Annotated in this window: 19 protein-coding genes and 1 tRNA gene; 11 read left to right on the forward strand and 9 right to left on the reverse strand. The window is 68.8% G+C overall.

From position 1 onward, the window contains the following. Nucleotides 1-10 precede the first annotated feature (10 nt). Nucleotides 11-2,401, reverse strand: a complete 2,391-nt coding sequence (locus LX16_RS12285; protein WP_147138340.1) for a S8 family serine peptidase — start codon at nucleotides 2,399-2,401, stop codon at nucleotides 11-13. Nucleotides 2,402-2,522: 121 nt separating this feature from the next. Here LX16_RS12285 and LX16_RS12290 point away from each other — a divergent pair, with 121 nt between their 5' ends. The 3 genes from LX16_RS12290 to LX16_RS12300 all read left to right on the forward strand — a co-directional run bounded on the left by LX16_RS12290 (nucleotide 2,523) and on the right by LX16_RS12300 (nucleotide 7,936). Continuing rightward, nucleotides 2,523-4,214 (forward strand): glycerol-3-phosphate dehydrogenase/oxidase, encoded by a 1,692-nt coding sequence (locus LX16_RS12290; RefSeq protein WP_147140716.1) that lies wholly within the window; start codon nucleotides 2,523-2,525, stop codon nucleotides 4,212-4,214. 244 nt (nucleotides 4,215-4,458) lie between these two features. Beyond that, a tRNA-Arg gene (locus LX16_RS12295) sits at nucleotides 4,459-4,531 on the forward strand. A gap of 345 nt (nucleotides 4,532-4,876) precedes the next feature. Then, on the forward strand, nucleotides 4,877-7,936 hold the full coding sequence (locus tag LX16_RS12300; protein ID WP_147138342.1) for an NACHT domain-containing protein: 3,060 nt from the start codon (nucleotides 4,877-4,879) through the stop codon (nucleotides 7,934-7,936). A 128-nt stretch (nucleotides 7,937-8,064) separates the two neighbouring features. Here LX16_RS12300 and LX16_RS12305 read toward each other — a convergent pair whose 3' ends face one another. Further along, nucleotides 8,065-8,499: a VOC family protein gene (locus LX16_RS12305; protein ID WP_147138344.1), complete on the reverse strand. Its 435-nt coding sequence runs from the start codon at nucleotides 8,497-8,499 to the stop codon at nucleotides 8,065-8,067. 376 nt (nucleotides 8,500-8,875) lie between these two features. Between LX16_RS12305 and LX16_RS12310 the strand changes: the two genes are divergently transcribed. The 3 genes from LX16_RS12310 (at nucleotide 8,876) to LX16_RS12320 (ending at nucleotide 11,236) form a co-directional block, all read left to right on the forward strand. Beyond that, nucleotides 8,876-9,859: a GlxA family transcriptional regulator gene (locus LX16_RS12310; protein WP_147138346.1), complete on the forward strand. Its 984-nt coding sequence runs from the start codon at nucleotides 8,876-8,878 to the stop codon at nucleotides 9,857-9,859. A 251-nt stretch (nucleotides 9,860-10,110) separates the two neighbouring features. Continuing rightward, the gene (locus LX16_RS12315; protein WP_244615809.1) at nucleotides 10,111-10,530 is read left to right on the forward strand and encodes an isochorismatase family protein; all 420 of its coding nucleotides are present in this window, start codon (nucleotides 10,111-10,113) and stop codon (nucleotides 10,528-10,530) included. Nucleotides 10,531-10,615: 85 nt separating this feature from the next. Next, nucleotides 10,616-11,236, forward strand: coding sequence for a pentapeptide repeat-containing protein (locus LX16_RS12320; protein WP_147138348.1), 621 nt, complete (start codon nucleotides 10,616-10,618; stop codon nucleotides 11,234-11,236). Between the two features lie 38 nt (nucleotides 11,237-11,274). Here LX16_RS12320 and LX16_RS12325 read toward each other — a convergent pair whose 3' ends face one another. From LX16_RS12325 to LX16_RS12345, 5 genes are all read right to left on the reverse strand, one after another. Continuing rightward, complete coding sequence (locus LX16_RS12325; protein WP_147138349.1) at nucleotides 11,275-11,487, reverse strand: DUF4287 domain-containing protein; 213 nt, start codon at nucleotides 11,485-11,487, stop codon at nucleotides 11,275-11,277. Between the two features lie 282 nt (nucleotides 11,488-11,769). Then, complete coding sequence (locus LX16_RS12330; protein ID WP_147138351.1) at nucleotides 11,770-12,135, reverse strand: hypothetical protein; 366 nt, start codon at nucleotides 12,133-12,135, stop codon at nucleotides 11,770-11,772. 314 nt (nucleotides 12,136-12,449) lie between these two features. Further along, complete coding sequence (locus LX16_RS12335; protein ID WP_147138353.1) at nucleotides 12,450-12,797, reverse strand: DoxX family protein; 348 nt, start codon at nucleotides 12,795-12,797, stop codon at nucleotides 12,450-12,452. Nucleotides 12,798-12,935: 138 nt separating this feature from the next. Further along, nucleotides 12,936-13,871 carry an aminoglycoside phosphotransferase family protein gene (locus LX16_RS12340; protein WP_147140718.1) on the reverse strand — a complete coding sequence of 312 codons (936 nt, stop codon included), beginning with the start codon at nucleotides 13,869-13,871 and terminating at the stop codon, nucleotides 12,936-12,938. A gap of 29 nt (nucleotides 13,872-13,900) precedes the next feature. Then, nucleotides 13,901-14,353, reverse strand: a complete 453-nt coding sequence (locus tag LX16_RS12345) for a VOC family protein (protein WP_147138354.1) — start codon at nucleotides 14,351-14,353, stop codon at nucleotides 13,901-13,903. 122 nt (nucleotides 14,354-14,475) lie between these two features. Between LX16_RS12345 and LX16_RS12350 the strand changes: the two genes are divergently transcribed. From LX16_RS12350 to LX16_RS12360, 3 genes are all read left to right on the forward strand, one after another. Beyond that, nucleotides 14,476-15,114 (forward strand): isochorismatase family protein, encoded by a 639-nt coding sequence (locus tag LX16_RS12350; protein ID WP_147138356.1) that lies wholly within the window; start codon nucleotides 14,476-14,478, stop codon nucleotides 15,112-15,114. Between the two features lie 52 nt (nucleotides 15,115-15,166). Next, on the forward strand, nucleotides 15,167-15,763 hold the full coding sequence (locus LX16_RS12355; RefSeq protein ID WP_147138359.1) for a TIGR03086 family metal-binding protein: 597 nt from the start codon (nucleotides 15,167-15,169) through the stop codon (nucleotides 15,761-15,763). Nucleotides 15,764-16,016: 253 nt separating this feature from the next. Next, nucleotides 16,017-16,805, forward strand: a complete 789-nt coding sequence (locus tag LX16_RS12360) for a DsbA family protein (RefSeq protein ID WP_147138360.1) — start codon at nucleotides 16,017-16,019, stop codon at nucleotides 16,803-16,805. A gap of 3 nt (nucleotides 16,806-16,808) precedes the next feature. Here LX16_RS12360 and LX16_RS12365 read toward each other — a convergent pair whose 3' ends face one another. Next, nucleotides 16,809-17,930, reverse strand: a complete 1,122-nt coding sequence (locus LX16_RS12365) for an AAA family ATPase (protein ID WP_147138362.1) — start codon at nucleotides 17,928-17,930, stop codon at nucleotides 16,809-16,811. Continuing rightward, complete coding sequence (locus tag LX16_RS12370; protein WP_147138364.1) at nucleotides 17,917-18,702, reverse strand: RNA ligase family protein; 786 nt, start codon at nucleotides 18,700-18,702, stop codon at nucleotides 17,917-17,919. The genes LX16_RS12365 and LX16_RS12370 overlap by 14 nt, the downstream gene beginning before the upstream one ends. 126 nt (nucleotides 18,703-18,828) lie before the next feature. On the opposite strand from LX16_RS12370, the gene LX16_RS12375 reads away from it, so the two are divergent. Beyond that, entirely contained in the window at nucleotides 18,829-19,779 is a 951-nt protein-coding gene (locus tag LX16_RS12375; protein ID WP_147138366.1) for an ABC transporter ATP-binding protein, read from the forward strand. Then, a complete protein-coding gene (locus tag LX16_RS12380; RefSeq protein ID WP_147138368.1) occupies nucleotides 19,776-20,630 on the forward strand; it encodes an ABC transporter permease in 855 nt (284 codons plus the stop codon). Before LX16_RS12375 ends, LX16_RS12380 begins: the two co-directional genes overlap by 4 nt. The last annotated feature ends 64 nt before the right edge of the window (nucleotides 20,631-20,694 follow it).

Consider the following 20,694-nt stretch of genomic DNA (forward strand, 5'->3'; position numbering starts at 1 on the left):
CACGCCCGCCTCAACCGGCGGCCCGGACCAGGGCCGCGACGTCCAACATGCCGGCCCCGGCCGCGTCCTCCGCCGAGCCGCACGCGTCGAGCTCCGCCCCGGTGGCGCCGGTGACCGGTGCCGCCGTCTCCCGCAACAACTCGGCGGTCGCGGACACGTCGCCGCGAAGCTCCGGAACGGCCGACCACAACACCGCGACCGCTCCCGACACGTGCGGGGCCGCCATCGAGGTCCCCATCATGCGGCCGTAACCGCCGCCGGGCAACGCCGACACCACACCGTTCGTCGAGGTGTCGGTGCCGGGCGCCACCAGGGCGGGGACGGTGTGCCCGCCGACCGGCCCCCGGCTGGAGAACCACGCGACCCGGCCCTCGGCGTCCACCGCGCCGACACTGAACGCGCCCGGGTCGCCCACCGGCGGGGTCGAGGCGGTGCCGCAGGCCGGCCCGGCGTTGCCCGCCGACACCACGAAGAAGATCCCGGCGGACTGGTAGGCCGCCAACGCCGGGCCGAACACGCCGGAGTCGCAGCCCTCCACGTGAGGACAACCCCACGAGTTCGACACCACGTCGGCAGCCCGGGACGGGTCGCCGTCGGTGAACGGGTCCTCGCCGGGCGCGTAGGGTGCCAGCATGAACTCCAGGCACGCCAGGTAGTCGCCCGGGTTACCGGCGTTGCGGGGCAGGTTCGCGCACCCGATCCAGTCGGCGCCCGGCGCGACGCCGACCCCCTCACCACCCAACGCGAGACCGAGCGCGTGGGTGCCGTGCCCGTTGGGGTCGTTCGGTTCCGTCGTACCGTTCACCGGGTCGGCCCACGAGTCGTCGCCGCCGCGGAACCGGTCCGCGAACGCCGGATGCGTGCCGTCGACCCCGCTGTCGGCGATGCCGATGACGACACCGTCGCCGTCGGAGCCGGCCTGCCACGCGGTGGGGGCGCCGACCTGCGTGATGTTGGGTTGTGGCGCGTCCGTCTCCAGCGGCCCTCCGGTGGTGACCGGCCAGGCGAACGGCACGGGCCGGCTCTGCGGGCTCAACAGGACCGCCGCCACGTCGGAACGCTCCTCCAGCCAGTCCCGCTCCCACAGGTCGGCGTCGACCTCGATCGCGTTCACCAGGTAGAACGGCCGCCACGTGAGACCGCGCGCGGTGAGCTCCGCCCGCAACGGGGCCTGGGACTCCACCGCGGTCGCCGTCAACCGCGAGTAGACCTCGGCGCGGCGCTGCGCGACGTCCCCCTCGACGCCGTCCAGGTCGGCCTGCTCCCGCAGCACCACGAGCAGTTTCTCGCCGTGGAGACCGGGCTGCGCCAACGCACCGGTGCCCCCGGCGACGGCGGCCACGATGACGGCGGTCCCCGCCGCGAACGCCGGAACGGTCACCAGTTTCCGGGCCGTCAACCCGTAGAGCAGACCCGCGAGCCACGCCAACAGCACCGCCATGATCGCGGCGACGAGCAGCCACACCCCGAAATCCGGCCCCAGCGCCAACGGCAGGAACTCGTCGGCGTCGCCGTAGGCGAGCGGTCCGAAGGTCGCCGGCGCCACCGCGGCGGCGACCACCCGCCCGGTCCGGTACGTGCGGCGTTGCAGGGCGGCGACCGCGAAGCAGACGGCCGGGACGCTCATCCCGATGAGGAGGTTGAGACCGCCGCCGCCCATCACGAGCGACGGCAGGGCGAGGGCGACACCCGCCGCGGCACCGCCGCCCAGTATCCGGCGGGCACCGGACATGCCGACGAACCGGGACCAGAACCGGTCACCCAGCAGTACCCCGCACAGCAGTGCGAATCCGAGGGCGGCGGCGACGGCGGCGACGGTCTCCCAGGCGCCACCGAGTGCGCCGGCCCAGACCCACGGGACGAGCATGACGCCGCCGGCGCACAACGCCCACCAGAACGCGCCGGGTGCGGCGGGCGCCCTGTCCGGTGACGGGGAGGCGGGCTTCCCGCGCCACAGTGGCCACAGTACGGCGGCCGCGATCGCGCAGCAGACGGCCTGCACCGCCAGTTGCAACGCGCCCGCGGGCATCGCGACGAGCCGGGTGACGCCGAGCAGCCCCATCAGCACCGCGGCCACCGCCCAGGTGGCGCCGACCGTGCGCAGGGCGGGGAAGCGGCGGGCCGCGAGCAGCGGTGACGCGATCAGCAGTGCCAGCGCCGCGGCCACGGCGGTCTCGCCGGGCCACAGTGTCATGTCGACGGGTGCCGAGCCCAGTACGAGCGACTGGGCGTCGAGCCAGACGCCGAACTCCAGGTACCCCGTCACCAGGACGATCGCGGCGCCGGCCAGGACGGCGTACCCGGTGGCGAGCGGACCCCACACGCCGGAATCCACAGTAGAATTACGTTGTGCCTCGCCGGTTCCGCCCGGCGTCACGTCGTTGTGATTGCCCTCATCCACGTAGCCAGCCTATGGTCTTGCGCCGCGTACTACGGTTAGCAGCGTGAGAACCGATCCACACGTCTCCCGCTACCACGCCGGAACGCTGTCGCCCGAACGCCGCGGCGCGGACCTGGACCGGATGCGTCACGAGCACTTCGACGTACTGGTGATCGGCGGCGGCGTCACCGGCGCCGGCGCCGCACTGGACGCCGCCAGCCGGGGCCTGCGCGTCGCGATGGTCGAGGCCCGCGACTACGCCGCCGGCACCTCCAGCCGCTCCAGCAAACTCATCCACGGCGGCCTGCGCTACCTGGAACAGTTCGAGTTCGGCCTGGTCCACGAGGCGTTGACGGAACGGGGACTCCTCACCAACCGGCTCGCCCCGCACCTGGTCAAGCCACTGCCGTTCCTCGCGCCCCTGTACAGCAGGTTCCAGCGCGGCTACTACGGACTCGGCCTGGCCGTCTACGACGCCCTCTCCACCGCGCTCGGTCACGGCGGCCGGCTGCCCCGGCACCGCCATCTGAGCCGGCGGGGCGCCCGCCGCCAGTTCCCCGGACTCGCCCCGCACCGGCTGGTCGGCGCGATCCGCTACTTCGACGCCCAGACCGACGACGCCAGATTCGTCGTGACCCTCGCCCGCACCGCCGCCTCGTACGGCGCCGCCGTCGCCACGTCCACCCGCGTGGTGGGGCTCAACCGCGACGCGCGCCAGGTCACCGGCGCCCGGGTGTGCGACCTGGAGTCCGGCGACGAGTTCGACGTCTCCGCGACCACCGTCATCGCCGCGACCGGCGTGTGGAGCAACGACCTCACCGGCATGCTCGGCAGCAAGGTCGGACTGCGGGTCAGGGCGAGCAAGGGCGTTCACCTGGTGGTGCGGCGCAGCGCGATCGCCGGTGAGACCGCGGTGATCCTCCGGACCCCCAGCAGCGTGCTGTTCATCCTGCCGTGGGGCGGCCACTGGATCATCGGCACCACCGACACCGACTGGACGCTCGACCGCGACCACCCGGCGGCCTCCGCGATCGACGTCGCATACCTCCTGGAACTCGCCAACAAGTCACTCGACCGTCCGCTCACACTGAGCGATGTGGAGGGCGTCTACGCGGGCCTGCGGCCACTGCTGTCGGGCGAGGACGAGGACACCTCGCAACTGTCCCGTGAGCACGCCGTCGTCGAACCGATGCTCGGCCTGTTGCTCGTCGCGGGCGGCAAGTTCACCACCTACCGGATCATGGCCAAGGACGCCGTCGACCGGGCCGCCCGGCGACTCCACGGCGTCCCCAAGTCCCGGACGGCGGACGTGCCGCTGCTGGGAGCCGACGGATACGACGCCGCCTGGCGCGACCGCGCCGAGACCGCCGCCCGGGTCGGACTGTCCACCGGCGTCATGGAACACCTCCTCGGCCGGTACGGCACGCTGACCACCGAACTACTCGACCTGATCAGGGAACGCCCGGAACTGGCGGCGCCGGTCGAGGGAGCCCCGGAATACCTCGCCGCCGAGGTCGTGCACGCGGTCCGGCACGAGGGGGCGCTCCACGCCGACGACGTCCTCACCCGCCGCACCCGGATATCCGTGGAGACGGCCCACCGCGGCGAGAACTCCGTCGCGCACGTCGTCACGCTGATGGCCGACGAACTCGGGTGGTCCCCGGAGGAACGGGAACGCGAGATCTCCCACTACCTCGCGCGGGTCGCCGCGGAACGTGACTCCCAACGGCAACCCGACGACGCCACGGCGGACGCCGCCCGGCTCGGCGCCGAGGACGTCCGGGGAATGAGCCTGACGGCCCCCGGCGAACCGGCGGTGACCGGCCGACGATGACACCGGCCCGGACGGGCGACCGCGGCCCCTTCGGATCGGGTGACCGTGCCCCGGACCGGTGACCGTGTTCCGCCTGGGCAGAGCGGCCCCGCCCCGGATTGGTGATGATCAGCGACCCCGCCCTCGCCCGATGGTCACCGGCAACCGTGCTCCCGGACCCGCCGCCGGACCGGGCGGGCCGACGCGACGGTGGCCGGGTGCCATCGACTAGACTCCGGTGCGTCGCCGCGCGCGACCACCGTCCGCCCTCTTAGCTCAGGGGATAGAGCAATGGTTTCCTAAACCATGTGTCGCAGGTTCGAATCCTGCAGGGGGCACCTAGCAAAAGACCCGCTGACCAGCGACGACACCGGTCAGCGGGTTTTTCACGTCCGGTCGCTCCGCGCGTTCGGAAGCGGCGAACGTTGTCAGCGTTCGCCTTTAACGTCAAGGGCTCGGATGCTGGGTGAAGACTAGTCGCCGTGGCCGCTCAACTTCAGAGCCTGATTGCATCGGCATGGTCTCATGTAGATACTCATGCAATGATCTCCGGAAAGCCAGTGGAGAACGGTTGATGCCCGAAAGGGCAATATTAGCCGGACAGGCCACGCGTATTACAGACCGACACACCAACCGATATGCTGTGAGCCAAGACTGTCAACTCAGTACACGGCGGTGAACCCGTGATCGAGACACCATCAGAAGTATTCTTGCGCATGGAAGCAGCATATGCGCCCGCTGGTGATCGCCAGCGCAGTGTTCACGAGTGCTTCTCACTTCTAGACTTCCAGCTTCGTTTTCTGACCTTCCTGACAGTAGCCGCAGTGAGTGCCGAGGGTTTGGTTGCTGCTCCTGTTCGTCGGTCGTCAGGGCTCGGCGAGTGGATCCGCTACTTGCGTCGCAGCGCCAAACAGCTCGTCAACTACCCTTCAGCCTCCGCTACCGCTACCGCTGTCCGGCGGGCTGTTGTCGAGATACTGAGTTTTTATGACGGTGGTTTGCCTGATGCTCCCCCCGGCCTACAGAATGTTAAGCATCTACGAGACCATATAAGTCATGGAGGGCCGTTGCCGACGGACCTTCGAGAAATTGACACGCTTAAGGACTTGGTCAATGCTGCATCCAAGACAATAGCTAAATGTATCGCCTCAGCTGAACTTCGTATGGATTCAGACGATCAGAGTCGTTCACTCAAAAGACCGGTACTAATTTGGGAAGAACACGAAGTGCCGCTGTGGCCCTTCTTCTATGTTACGGTCGGCAATGAATGGTGCGTCTTTTCCAGCATGCGTGGAGCAGACCTGAAATACCTTTGCTTCGGGGGAAGCCGGGGTAGCCTAAAGCCTACTGAAGAGCAGCTCAGTGTTGCAATCGAGCCGTTCCTGGAGGGTAAGCAAGGTGCGAAGGACGCTACGCTGACTCAATATATGAAAGACGTGGAAAAAGACCTCCGTGGCTTTGCCGACGATGACGCTGAGCTAATATGTTTGGATTCTGATCAGGGGTTCGAATTCTACTGGAGTAAAGCGACGGGAGAAGGCACGGGTACTCAGCTTCGCAGAGATTACTTCCGCCTCGGCCCTGAGAATGCACGGCAATGGCGCGCGAAAGATGCTTGGGTGCCTTACTCGAAATATTTGCGTGAGCTGGCAAACTGGCACGTTGTTGCTACACGCCTACGCCAAAGGCTAGAACAGATTGAAAGCCAGCTGGTGGGAGAGGAGCGTGAAACTCTGGGATGGATCTCCAGCGAGCCGGGTAACACTCGAATGGCTAAGGTTGTCGTATCAGATATGGACGGGAGCAATCGGGGGTCGCCCCGGACATTCGCTGAATTGATCGGCGAGGTTGATGAAGACCTCCAAGCGAACCGAGGACAGACGCAGGTCGTCTTTATCAATGGTGAGGCTGGCATTGGCAAGACCCGCGCAATGGTAGATGCCGCTAAATCGCGAGCCCAAGAAGTAGAGGGCGCTATTGATCAGGGGAACGATACCAATCTAGCATTGTTTCTATACGTTCGTTCGACAGGACAGGTGCTCGACAGCCTACCTACAGTGGTCTCCAGCGCGGTTGCATCGACACGCAACCTCACCGACGCAGGAGTCAAGGCTTTGTGCCGAAACGGTCTAATGACCCTGCTAATCGACGGATTCGACGAATTGTTGGGTGGTGCCGGGTATAGCGATGCAATTGGTTCGCTTCGCCCGTGGTTGAACGAGCTTGGTGGCCGTGGGGTGGTGGTCGTGTCGGCGCGATCGTCCTATTATATGGGCCAGTATCGATCCAGCGTTGAACGCGCGAATGAGCAGGGAATGGAATTGGTTCGTCATAGGATTGCAGAGGTGCAGCGGTGGTCCGACGAAGATGTTCTAGCGTTCCTCGCTGACTATAACGTCCCAAGTAAAAGGTTCGAAAGTCTATCTGAACATGATCGCCGACTGCTGGGACTACCCTTCTTCACACGTGTCTTCGCAGAGATGGCCACCTCGTCGGAAGTGAACCATAATTCTAACGAGAGTCTCACTGAACGGCTTCTCAACAAATATGTGGAGCGTGAAGAACGCAAGCTCACGATGGGTCAAGAGGATACGACTCTTCTCACTAGTGCAGAGTTGCGGCGCACTTTTGAATACGTGGCCGAGTTCATGGCCAGTAGCGCTGAGCGTGAGGCTGACATTAGCGAACTTGAGATCGCTGCTGAAAGCGCGATTGAGGTTGAACTGAATACACCTGAACGGCGACAGCTGAAGCAGCGACTTCCGGTTCTATGTGGGCTCGCTGCGGCATCCGACGACATATCGACGTCTCGCTTCCGGTTCCAGCACGAGCTGTTTTTTGACCAGTTCCTCGCTGGCGCTGCATGCCGGTACCTGATGACTGGTCAGGAGAAATTGTTTCAGACGATGCTGGGAGAGTCGCATTGGAGATCGGCGACAGTGGCGGCGGTAGTTGCTGGAGCTGGAACTGAACGCATCCGAAAGGCAATCGGATACCGCCCGCGAGCAGGTGTGCGCAACGATGTCGCGGCAACCAATATGGGGGCGTTGTGGTCGATGATCATAAAAAACGCTGGGGAGATACCAGTGTCAGACCTTAACGGGCTGACATTTACTGACCACCTAGACTTGAGTTGTGTTCGGTTCTCAAAACTTCGCATGGTTGATTGTCGACTTTCCTCCATGTCTTTGCCGGAGCTTCCAGGTTGGGAACTACAACTGAACGGAACTAAAATCAAAAAGATCGAGGTTACCGGACACCCTTCAGACCTCTCCCGACTTCGGGCCCTTCAACATGCTGATTTGGCGGAGTTGCAGCTTCCAAACGAGGTGCATTATAAGAAGGAAGCGATCCTTGAGGTGCTACACAGATATGGTGCCGAAGTCGTGGACGGTACGCCACTAGGTGTCGGCAGTCCCTCTGAAGAAGTGCTCGCTGCTCGTCATTTTCTCAGCAACCTTGCTCGGCGTGTAGAGAAATCTGTGATTCTTCGCCGGGATCATCAGCCAGAGGACGATGTCCGACTCAAGTGGACACGCGTGTATGGCCGGGATGCGTGGCGGAAGTTTGTAAATGGCCTGGTTCTGGCGGAGCTAGCCACGCTCGATAACTTTTCAGCTAGTGGAGAACCCAAGATCCGATTGCGACTGAAGTGCAGCGCAACCACGATCCTAGCGAACGACGAAGCCCAAAGCAAGGTACAGGAGTATTGGAAAGGGCTTGAAAGGTCCGGTAGTGTTTAGGCTCCGTGAGCTTCCTGACACGGGGTTTCTATTCTGGTGGGCTGTATTGGGATGTGGGCCACGTAAGGAATCCCCTGGTTTATAAACGGTGGGCGAGTTGGTTGCGGCGGTTCATGGACGTGTGTCCTTCAGTCGAGGCAGAACTCGTTGCCTTCGACGTCCTGCATCACGATGCACGACTCGTTGAAGCCGTCGGCCTCCAGGAGCCGGAAGCGGACAGCGCCGAGCGCCACGAGCCGGGCGCATTCGGCCTCAAGGGCGGCGAGCCGTTCCTCGCCGACCAGCCCGGTGCCGACGCGTACGTCCAGATGTACCCGGTTCTTGACGACCTTGCCTTCGGGAACGCGTTGGAAGAACAGTCGCGGACCCACCCCCGTGGGGTCGACACAGGCGAACGCGGAACCCCGGCGTTCCGGTGGTAGCGAGTGGTTGAAGGCGTCCCACGAGTCGAAGCCCGGCGGCGGCGGTGGCACTTCGTAACCCAACACCTCACACCAGAACCGGGCGACCCGTTCGGGGTCGGCGCAGTCGAAGGTGACCTGGACCTGCTTGACGGACGTCATTGGAACACCATAGTGCGACCCGGCGCGAACCACCACGCCGTTTCCGTGTGACCCGTGGCAACACCGGTCGGTCCGCGGCCGGGGCCGGTGCCCGATGGTGTCGGGGCACCCGGTGGATCGTTCAGCGCGGGAGGAACCGGCCCGCGCCCCGTCGGTGTCGGGTGTCGCCGGGCCCGACCGGAGAACGCGGTGCCCGGTACGTCGTGACCGCTGACGAGGGGCGCGCCCCCACTTCGGAGGCGCGTGGAAGTGGAACCGGACGACTCGCCGGCCTTGACGTCGCCCGCACGCGGTGACTTCCGCCGGGCACGGCCATGGCGGAATCCGACAGATCGTCGTCATTGCGGACGCGCCGAGCCGGGGGCACCATCGACGTATGTCCCCCACTCATCGCGTCGTCATCGCCGTCTTTTCCGACGTCGACCTGCTCGACGTCACCGGCCCGGCCGAGGTGTTCGCCCTCGCCAACCGGGAGAGCGGGGGACTCGCCGGATACGAGGTACGTCTCGCCGCGCCCGAACCGGGACCGGTGACGACGTCGGCGGGTGTGCGCCTCGTCGCGGACACCACCTTCACCGAGGTGGGGGCCGCCGTCGACACGCTCCTGATACCCGGCGCGGTCGATCTCCGGCCGGACGGGCCGGTCGCCCGCGTCGACGACACGGTCGTGGACTGGGTGAAGGCGACCGCGGTGCACGCCCGCCGGATCGCGTCGGTGTGTGTGGGCGCGCACGTCCTCGCCGCCGCCGGACTCCTCGACGGGCGGCGGGCGACCACCCACTGGTCGACCGCCGGGCAGCTCGCCGGCGATCATCCGCGGGTGCACGTCGACCCCGATCCGATCTTCGTCCGCTCCGGACGGATATGGACCGGTGCGGGAATCAGCACCTGCATCGACCTCGCGTTAGCGTTGGTCGCCGAGGACCACGGGGAGGAACTGGCGCTGTCCGTCGCACGGCAACTCGTCGTGTACCTGCGTAGGCAGGGCGGTCAGAGCCAGTTCAGCGTCCCGTTGCGCAGTCCGGCCACCAACCGCAGGGACATCGACGACCTGCGCGGCTACATCACCGAACACCTCGACGCCGACCTGTCCGTTCCGGCCCTGGCGCGGCGGATGTGTCTGAGCGAACGCCACTTCGCCCGCGTCTTCCGCCGGGAGACGGGCACCGGGCCGGCCGGTTACGTGGAGGCGGCGCGCGTCGAAGCGGCCCGTCGTCTCCTGGAGACCACCGATCAGCCGCTGGAGCGGGTCGCCGAGTCGAGCGGCCTGGGATCGGTGGAGACGCTGCACAGGGCGTTCCGCCGCCAGATCAACACGACCCCGGCGTCCTACCGGCGCCGGTTCCGCACCACCACCTGACCCATTGGGAACGGCCCGCCCCACCCCGGGGCGGCTTCGCCGTGCCCGCCTACCGAAAGGAACCACCGTGAAACCGTCTTCCACCCTGCGCGACGTCATCGGTCTCGGCGACGCGACGCCGCGCCTGGCCGACGCCACACTCCTCATGATCGACTACCAGAACACCTACCGGACCGGCGTCATGGCGCTCGACGGTGCCGGACCCGCCGTGGCGGCCGGGGCGCGGTTGCTCGCCGCGGCCCGCGCGGAGGGTGCGAAGGTCGTCCACATCGTCAACGACGGCGGCGAGGGATCCCCGTACGACGTCCGCGCCGAGATCGGCCGCATCGACTCCGAGGTGGCGCCCCGTCGACGGGGAACCGGTGATCGTCAAACGGTTCCCCGACGCCTTCCACCTCACCGCGCTCAGGCAGACGCTCGAGGACCTCGGCGCCGGGCCCGACCTGGTGCTCGCCGGTTTCATGACCCACATGTGCGTGGCCGCCACCGCGCAGGGCGGGTTCGAGGCCGGTTTCCGGCCCACCGTGGTCGCCGAGGCCACCGCCACCCGGTCGCTCCCGGTGCCCGGTGGCGGCGTCGTCTCCGCCGAGGCACTGCAGGCGGCGAGCCTGGCCATGATCGGGTACCTGTTCGGGACCGTGGTCGACACGGTGGACCGGTTGACGCCGTGAACCGACCGGCCCGTCACGGCGCGCGGACAGGTCGTGTCGGGGGCGGCGGCTAGGCTGCCCGCATGGTGACACGGGGACCGGCGTGATGGCCGAACGCAAGCACGGGGCCGCGCCCCCGCCGACCGAGTCCACCGTCCGTTCCGAGGACTGGTACGGCCGGGAGCTCGCCGACGAGACCTTCACCCGGGTCGCGTTCGTGGACGTGGACATGACGGAGGCCGCGTTCCGGAACGTGGTCTTCACCGAATGCACCTTCCGGGGCGTCCGGTTCCACGCGTCCACGCACGTCGACGGCGGGTTCGTCAACTGCACGTTCACCCGCTGTGGGTTCTTCGACTCCGAGTTCACCGGCGGGAAACTCGTGGGGAGCATGTTCGACGGCTGCAGCTTCGGCCTGTGGCGGGTCCGCGGCGGCGACTGGTCCTTCGTCGGTCTCCCCGGCGCGGACCTGCGCAAGTCGGAGTTCACCGGCGTGCGGTTGCGCGAGGCCGACCTGACGGGCGCGCGCTGCGAGCGGGCGGAGTTCCGGGACAGTGACCTGTCGGGCGCGTGGTTGTCGAAGGCGGACCTGCGGGGGTGCGACCTGCGGGGCAGTGTTCTCCCCGACATGGATCCGCTCACCGTGCGGTGGGACGGTGCCGTGGTGGACGCGGCGCAGGCCGTCGCGATCGCCCGCGCCTTCGGACTGGACGTCCGCACCGACTGATCGTCCGCCCCGGTGACCACCGGGGCGGACGTCGCGGTTCAGCCCTTCGCGTGCTCGGCCCGGTAGTGGGCGACCAGCGCGTTGGCGTGCCCGTGGCCCAATCCGTGTTCCGTCTTCAACCAGGTCACGAGTTCACCGTGCGCGGTCAGTGGGGAGGAGCCGATCAGGTCCATCCATTCGGCGATGGGCCGACCGTACTTCTGCTCGATGGACGGGAAGTAGCTGGCCGGACCGTTCCCGGAAGCCGCCATGGGGTTCTCCTTCGTGTCGGGGTGACGGCGCGGGCCGTCGTCCGGTGACGTGGGGGATCACGCCGGTCAGACGGTACCCCGCAGTCCGCACCGGTCGCGGGGTCGATACACCCGGATGCGACGCGCATCCCGGCACGTCGCCTCGGGTGTTCGCGGGCGACGTGCGACATGGTCGGTCTCGGGGAGGCTCAGGCACGCGGCCGGGTGGGTGGTGGTGTCGCCGCCACAGATCCACCCTCCGGCCGCGCCGGGACGCCGGCCTCGGTGTGGCGCGGCGGCCGGTCAGGTGGTGACCGGTACATACTCGCCGCACTCCCGGCAGGTGGTGCCCTTGTCGGGGCCGCCCACCACGCAGACGCAGCCGGCGTTCGGCCGGGTCGGCAGGTCCAGCACGGCGGGTGGTACGGACACCAACTCCCGCCACCGTTTCGCGATGCATCGGTGCAGGTATTCCGCCCAGTACTTGTCTCGGTACTCCATGTACACCTGTGCCAGCCAGGTCGCGGGGACCGGGCACTGCTGGAACATGCCGTGGTCCATGCAGGCGAACAGCAGGCCGGCGCTCTGGGAGATCATCGGAAGGACGTCCGCCTCGTGGCGGCCGCATTGCAGGCAGTGCCAACGTGTCTGCGACTTCTCCACGCTCATCCCACCTGTGTACCGCTCGCCGTGTCCTCACCGACGGACCCGCGGTGCGACCACGGTCGCCGGTAACTGATGTTCGCGAAGAGCTGGACGTCGTTGAACGTGAACTGCCGCGCCGGCGACACCGCCGTTGCCCGTGTCCTCCGCGTGAATCGCCTGGCGCGGGACCGTATCGTGCCCGACCTCATGTGACGTGTCCGAGCCGGTTCGAGGCTCGGGGCGCTCCGCCAGCTGGTACGGGGCTTATCGGGTGTGCGTTCGCGACGGTCGGACCGACGGGTGACGGGGCGGGCCGGCCGCCCCGCCGCCCCGGGCGGTCAGGACGCCGCGCCGATCACGAGGGCCGTCACCACCGGGGCCATGTACACGACCGGGAACGCGACGTGCGAATAGGACCGGGCACGGAGGACCGTGATGACGGCACCAGTGAAGTACAGCACCAGTCCCACACCGGCCGCGACGCCGATCACCGGCACGAACAGGCCCACCAGCAGGCCGGCCGCGCCCGCGGCCTTCGCGGCGCCCAGCCACGGCCACCACGACACGGGCACCCCGTATTCGGTCAACGGCTCCGTGACCCACGCGGCGCGCAGGAACACCGAACCCGCCGAGAACGCCGCCATGGCGGCACCCAACACACTGACGACGATGTGGACGGTCGACATCACGGACCACTCCTTCGGAGAGTCGGCGCCGCCACGGGGATCGTGTCGGCGGGAGTCCCACCGGGGCCTCCACCTCTTCGACACCGCCCACCGGGCCGCCGTGACCGGTCCGTGGTGAGACGGTGATCACTCCGGGATTCAGCCCGCCGCCGCCCGGGTGATCTGCCGGTGGGTCGCGGCGGCCACGCGCGGGTTCACCGCCGCGTACGCGGTGTACGCGTTCAAGCCGGTCGCGATCGCCCAGCCCCGGCCGCGTGTCCAGGTCGCGTCGTCGACACCGGACAGGGACCGGAACGTGTCGCGTGCCGCCGCGTCGAACAGGGTCCAGGCGACGACCAGGTCGCACGCGGGGTCGCCCGCCGCCAACCCGCCGAAGTCGATGACCGCGCTGAGCCGGCCGTCCACCACCAGGAGGTTCCCGTCGTGCATGTCGCCGTGCACCCAGCGGGGTGCCCGGTCGTCGGTGGTGGCGAGCGCCGCCTCCCACACCCGGGTGAGCGCGGCGGCGTCGAACCGGTCGGCGGTGGCGGTGATCGCGTCGCGGGTGGCACGGTCCCGGCGGGCCAGTCCCTCGGCGGTCGGCGCGGCGTCGTCCGATCCCTGGCCGGGCAACGGTGTCTCCCACAGCGTGGTCAGGAAACCGGCGAGGTCGCGGGCGGCCCGCTGCGGGTCGGTGAGCAGTTCCGTTCTGGCGGCGGTGCCGGGCAGCCACTGGGACACCGACCAGTGCCACGGGTAGCCGAGCGCGGGTTCACCCAGGCCGACCGGTGCGGGAATCGCCAAGGGCAACCGTGCCGCCAGGCCCGGCAGCCACCGGTGTTCCTTGACCGCCTGCCCGGCGGCCCACTCGCCGCGCGGCAACCGGACCGACAGGTCGTCGCCGAGCCGGTAGATGACGTTGTCGGAGCCGGCCGGTTCCCACCTGCGCAGCGGCAGGCCGCTCCAGGCGGGGAACCGGTCGGCGACGAGGTCGCGGACGAGTGCGTCGTCGATGTGTGGCGGGTCCGTGGGCCGGGGTGTCGGCACGTCGCTCCTCGGGGCGTGGACGGTCGTGACGTGTGGAGTCCACCGCATGCCCGCGTCGCTGTCCACCCCGTTACGTCTCACGCCTCGTCGTCGGCGTCGACGGGGCCGAGTCGTACCGTCCCGTCCGCCCGGATCGACCATCCCGGGTTGTGGCAGATCTCCCAGGTGACGCCGTTGGGGTCGCGGACGTGCCCGTGGTAGCCGCCGAAGTCGGCGGTCTGCGGTGGTTTCACCACGGCCGCGCCCAGGGCGGCGAGCCGGGCGACGGTCTCGTCGACCTCTTCGGGGGAGTCGAGGTTGTGGGACAGGGTGAGGCCGCCCAGGGACGTGTCGGCGACGGCTCCGGCGATGTCACCGACGAACCTGTCCGCGTCGAACAGGCCGAGGACCAGGCCGTGACCGACCTGGAAGAAGACGATCTCGCCGGGCACGTCCAGCAGCGGGGACCATCCGAGGCCGTCCCGGTAGAAGGCGCGGGCGGCCGCGAGGTCGGGCGTGGCGAGGGTGATGAAGTGGACCCGTGGTGTCATTCCGTCAGTGTGCGCCCCCGAGGGCGCGATGGTATTGAACGAAACGGCCGGGCGCGGCCGGTGCCGGGGATAGCCTCGGGGAACGCCGCCGATGGCGGGCGGCAGGACATGGGGGTGTGGCGATGGCCAAGACGTCGGAGGAGCCGCGCCGGGACCCGGCCGGCGACGGGTTGCTGGCGCCGGGGAACTGCGTGCTCGCGTTGATCGACTTCCAGCCCGGACAGTACGCGACCGTCCGTTCCTCGCCCGTGGAACTGATCGACCTCAACGTGCGGGCGCTGTGCGAACTGGCGACCGCGTTCGAGGTGCCCGTGGTGCTGTCGACGGTCGGAGTGGACATGGGTGTCAACGAGGGCACCGTGGACTTCATCCGGCGGGCGCTGACCGGTGTGGAGGAGATCGACCGTACCGGTGTGAACGCGTGGGAGGACGCCGACTTCCGCGCCGCCGTCGAGGCCACCGGTCGTTCACGGGTGGTCGTCGCCGGATTGTGGACGGAGGTGTGCGTGACGTTCCCGACCCTGGACATGCTGGCCGCCGGATACCGCGTGTATCCGGTGGTGGACGCCATCGGTGGCGTCTCCGAGACCGCGCACCGTGCCGCGATCGGCCGGATGACGCAGGCGGGCGCGTCCCCGGTCACCGCCGTCGGGTGGGGGTGTGAGCTCATGCGGAACTGGGCCCGGCCCGAGGCCGACGGACTGCGTCGTGTGATGAGTTGGTACTTCCCACGGTTGCGCGAACTGTCGGACACGCGCTGACGGGAATGTCGGTGCCCGCGAGCATGATGGCCGGAAACCGGAGGGAGAACCGATGACACCCGACCTGGCGCCCGCCGCGGAGACGATGAGAAGACTCCTCACTCAGGTGACCGACGACCAACTGGACCTCCCGACGCCATGCGAGCGGTACCGGCTCGGCGACCTGGTCGAGCACGTCGGCGGCCTCGCGTCGGCGTTCATCGACGCCGCGCGCAAGGCACCCGGGGCCGGTGGCGCCGGGCCGTCCGGCGACGCGGCGCGGCTGCCTCCGAAGTGGCGTGAGATCTACGGTGAACGCCTCACCGAACTGGGCGAGGCGTGGCGCGACCCGGCGGCGTGGGAGGGACGTACCCGCGCCGGCGGCGTCGACCTGGCCGGATCCGAGGCGGGCGCCGTCGCCCTCGACGAACTGGTGCTGCACGGCTGGGACGTGGCCCGGGCCGTGGGGCTCCCGTACGAACCGGACGAGGCGACGCTCGACGTCGTCGAACCCTTCGTGGCGTCGTTCAGCGGCCCGGGGCACGAGGAGGCCAGGAACGGCCTGTTCGGTCCCGAGGTCACACCACCGGCGGGCGCGTCCCGGTTCGCGCGGGTGCTCGCGATGGCCGGCCGTGACCCGGAGTGGCGACCGGACGGTCCGCGAGGGTGACGGGGGCGGGGGGCGGATCGCCCCGAGTGGGGGGCCGCCACTCCTCCTCCCCATGGCGTCGAGCCTAGCCACCGCCGCCGGGACGTGTCGAGTCGCGAACCCGGTGCCTGTGGACGACGGGCCTGTTGTGGATAACCGCCCGCGCGGTGCGGGCCCTTCCCGGGTCGGCCGATCGGCCAGGGTGTGCGGAAATTCGGCCCACACCCGTGCGTGACGGCACGTGTACGACTCCGACCCCATAGGATCCGGGGGTATGAGTGATCCACGTTCGGCCGCGTCGCCGGAGCCTCGCCCGGCGGGATCGCCGGTCGATGCCGGCGGGGACGACCGGCGTGACGACCCGTGGGGGGACACCGGCGACGCCGACGCCGCGACGGACCGGCGACGGTCTCGGCGGGGCGTGATGTGGGGCGTCCTGGCGGCCGTGCTGGTGCTGCTGGCGGGCCTCACCGTCGGCGGGGTCGTGTTGTGGAACGCGACCGGCCCCGGGCACGACCGGGTGTCGCAGCCGCAGGCGCCGAACCAGGCGGGCGGCATACTGCTCGGCAACGGCCCGGTCGAGGTCGACGTGTACCTGGACTACCTGTGCGAGTCGTGTGCCGTCTTCTACGTCTCGCACTCCGACCGGATCGCGCGCGAACTGGAGGCCGGCACCGTCTCGGTCAGGTTCCATCCCCTCGGTTGGCTCGACGAACGCAGCAGCGGCGGCCGCTACTCGACACGCGCGGCCGCGGCCGCGGTGTGCGCCGCCGACCAGGACGAGTTCATCGGGTACTCGCGGGTGCTGTTCGAGAGCCGCCCCGCCTCGGGATCGACCGGGCACGACGACGCCACGTTGGTGCGTATGGGTGACCAGGTCCACCTGGGTGCCCGGTTCGCCGACTGCGTCGACTCGGGCACCTATCTCGACTGGGTGGAGTTGGCGACGGTGAGCGCGCGGAACCAGGGGGTCGCGTCGGTCCCGTACGTGACGATCGACGGCGAGGTCGTGCAGGACGCGATGCTGGAGTTCGGATCCGCCCTCGACGAGGCGTTGCGTTGACCGTCACGCGCCGGGCCGCGTGACCCGGTGCGCCTCGGTGAGGTCGGGGCTCTCCCAGCGGCGCAGCATCCGCTCCACCACGGCGGCGGGCACGGTGTCGGGCCGGTCGCGGTTGCGGCGGCGGAGCTCGGCGGGCGTGGTCTCCACGGCGACGATCTCCACCCTCGCCCGGTAGGCGGCGGCCAGCCCGATCACGGCGTCACGGGACCTGCGTGACAGCGTGGTCGCGTTCCAGACCAGCGACGTACCGGCGCGCAGCAGCACACGGACCCGCTCCCGCGCGGCGGCGACGACGGGCCCCTGGTTCTCGCCGGGGTGGATCCCCAGTTCGGCGCGGATGTCGTCGAGCGCCACCACCGGCAGGTCCGGGCGGTGGTGTGCCACCCAGGTGTCCTTGCCGGAGCCGGGCAGTCCCGACATGACGGTCACGGTGCAGACGGTGTCGTCGTAGGCGTCGTGACCCGGGTCGCGTCCGGGGGTCCGGAAGTACTGGAACCGGGCGTGGTCGGACGGGAAGTCGCGGGGCGTGTCGAGGCAGCCGCGGTCGTCGCAGTACTCCTCGAACAGCGCGATGTTCTCCAGTACCCGTTCGGCGTCGCGGCAGATCCGCCCGGTGATGTCGGCGCGGGCCAGTACGGCGAGGTCGTCGTTGCGGGTGGTGAGGCTGCTCGCGAACACGATCCGGTCGAGGTCTTCGCGTTCCAGCGCCCAGAACGGGAGTTGGTGGTGGCGGATGAGGGCGGCGACGTGTTCCCGGTCGGCGGCCGGCACTCCGGCCTCCCACAGTAGACGCCGCGCGACGAGTTCGCCGCGGCGGGAGTGGCCGTGCGCGGTGACGCGGCCGTCGTCGCCGACGACGGTGCAGTCCCGTTTCCCGACGTCGTGCAGGAGGACCGCCGCGAACAGGCGGAGCCGACGGGCGGGTTCGAGCCGCCGCCACGCGGGGTCGGCGGCGAGTGCCTCGGCGGCCATCCGGGTGTGGACGGCGACGTCGCCCTCGGCGTGGTGGACGGGGTCCTGCGGTACGCCGTCGAGTTCGGCGAGCCAGGGCAGGCCGCGTACCGTGGCGTCCCAGTCGAGTGTCCAGTCGGGACCGGTGGGGCAGTGCGGTTCAAACGGTCGCATAGAGCACTCCGGGGTCGGCGAGCCGGTTGGCGATGACGGGCCGGTCGTGCCAGTGGCTACCGGAGTCGAGTACGGCGGTGAGGAACGAGGCCCGTACCCACTTGTAGCGGTCCACGGTGTGCGCGTCGGTCTCGACCTTGATGTACAGGCCCTCCATGTGGTCGCTGGAGTCGGACTCGGCGGCGGCCCGGTCGGGGTCGACTCCGGAGCTGCGGGCTTCGGCGGCGAGGGCGTCCCGCCACCGCGGGGTGCGGCAGGTGGAGGGGCCGACGTGCGCGGTGACGGCGGAGAGGGACCGGAACCGTCCGGTGGCCAGGACGGGCACCGACACGACGCCGGTGTCGGCCAGTAGGGCGTGCCGGGCGGGTGTGGACAGGAAGTCACCGGTCCGCCGGTCGTAGACGTCGAACTCGCAGAAGTAGTGCGGTAGGGCGTCGTAGAAGACGGTGTGTTTGGCGTACAGCCATTCGCCGTACATCACGTACCGGTCTTCGAGGACGGGGCGGAGCCGGTGGGCGGCGGTGGCGGCCCAGGACTTCAGGGGCGCGAACTGGCGTTCCCGTGGGCCGCCGGTCAGGTAGTGGCCGCGGCTCTGCAGCCGCAGGGTGCCGTCGGTGTCGAAGCTGACGGCGCAGTTGGCGCCGTCGAGTTTCTCCTCGACGACGAGGTGGCGGCCCGCGAGCGTGGCGAAGGGGACGGAGTCGAGGTCCTCGTCGCCGGGTTGCCGCCGGGAGCCCTCCAGGTGCGGGGTGCGGGGGTACTTCAGCAGCATGGGTCGTTTGTATCCGGCCGCGGCGCCGTTCTCCAGGGATTATCGACAGGACTGATAGCGCCTATGCGCAGGAATGTAGTACATGTACTATCTTTCTCAATGGTTCGACTACAAGAGGATGTGAACATGACGGCGGTTGACCCCGTGACTGCCGACCCCGACCAGCCCGTCATCGAGGTGACGGACCTGCGGATGCGGTACGGCAGCGAAGACGTCCTGACCGGGGTGGACTTCACCGCCCGGCGCGGAGAGGTCCTGGCCCTGCTCGGCCCCAACGGAGCCGGTAAGACCACCACCATCGAGATCCTCGAAGGGTTCCGGATGCGGTCCGCCGGGCACGTCCGGGTACTGGGCGTGGACCCGGCCCACGGCGGCGAGGAGTGGCGCGCCCGGTTGGGAGTCGTGCTGCAGTCCTGGCGCGACCACGGCAAATGGCGGGTACGGGCACTGCTGGAACACTTCGGCGTCTACTACCGGCCCTACTCCACCGGCGCCGTGAAACGCCCCTGGCCGGTCGACGACCTGCTGGAGGCGGTCGGCCTCACCGCGCAGGCGGGACAGCGGGTGTCCCAACTGTCCGGTGGGCAACGCCGCCGCCTCGACGTCGCCATCGGAATCGTGGGACGACCCGAACTGCTGTTCCTGGACGAACCGACCGTCGGCTTCGACCCGCAGGCACGCCGCGAGTTCCACGACCTCGTCCACCGCCTGTCCGACATGGACGAGACGACGATCCTGCTGACCACCCACGACCTGGACGAGGCCGAGAAACTCGCCGACCGGATCGTCATCCTGGCGGGTGGACGCATCATCGCGGACGGTTCCGCCGACGCCCTCTCCCGGCGGATGTCCACCGAGGCCGAGGTGAAGTGGAGCCGCCACGGCGAACACTTCGTCCACTCCACCCTCGACGCCACCGGTTTCGTGCGGCGACTCTTCGCCGAACACGGTGAGGACGTCGCCGACCTGGAGGTCCGCCGGGCCACGCTGGAGGAGACCTACATGACCATGGTGCAGCGGTTCGAACAGGGCCGCGCCGAATCCGCCGTCGCGGACTTCCAGGAGGCCACCCGATGAACCGCACCTGGACGCCCTACCGGGCGGGACTGCTCCGCGGCCTCCTCGAATTCCGGTACTTCGTCACCTCCGCGGCCGAGATGACCGGCGCGCTGTTCCCCTCCCTGATCGCACTCGTCGTCATGATCTTCCTCCGCGACACCGATGTGGACTCGTCGGTGGTGTCGCTGGGTGCCATGACGATGCCCAGCCTCATCGGCATGAACATCGCGTTCGGCGGCCTCATGAACGTCCTCGGCATACTCGCGACCGAACGCGAGGACGGCACACTGCTGCGCGCCAAGGCGATACCCGGCGGCATGACCGGCTACCTCGTGGGCGTCGTCGTCCTGACCGCCCTCAGCACCGTCATGACCCTGCTCGTCATGATGGTGCCCGCCCTCACCCTTTTCGACGGCGTCGGCCTCAACGGACTCGGTGGCACACTCACCCTGCTGTGGGTGCTGACGGTCGGGCTCGTCGCCACCATGCCCATGGGCGCCGCCCTGGGTTCCCTGATCTCCAGCCCACGGCTCGTCGGACTGCTGATGCTGCCGATCACCGGCCTGATCGCCGTCTCGGGGATCTTCTACCCCGTCACCGCGCTCCCGGGATGGGTGCAGGGCATCGCCCAGGTCTTCCCGTTCTACTGGCTCGGCCTCGGCACCCGCTCCGCGATGCTGCCCGACGCCATGGTGGCGGTGGAGATAGGACAGTCGTGGCGGCACCTGGAGACCCTCGCCGTCCTGGGCGGATGGGCGGTGGCCGGCATGCTGCTCGCGCCACTGCTGCTGCGCCGGATGGCGCGCCGGGAATCCGGATCCGCGGTAGCGGCACGGCGGGAACGGGCCATGCAGAGCGCCGTACGGTAATGCCGACCGCCACCACCTACCGGAGAGGACGTCCAACCCGTGAGCAGTGAGGTGATCTACAACC

This window comes from Stackebrandtia albiflava (genome assembly GCF_007994225.1).
Lineage (GTDB): Bacteria > Actinomycetota > Actinomycetes > Mycobacteriales > Micromonosporaceae > Stackebrandtia > Stackebrandtia albiflava.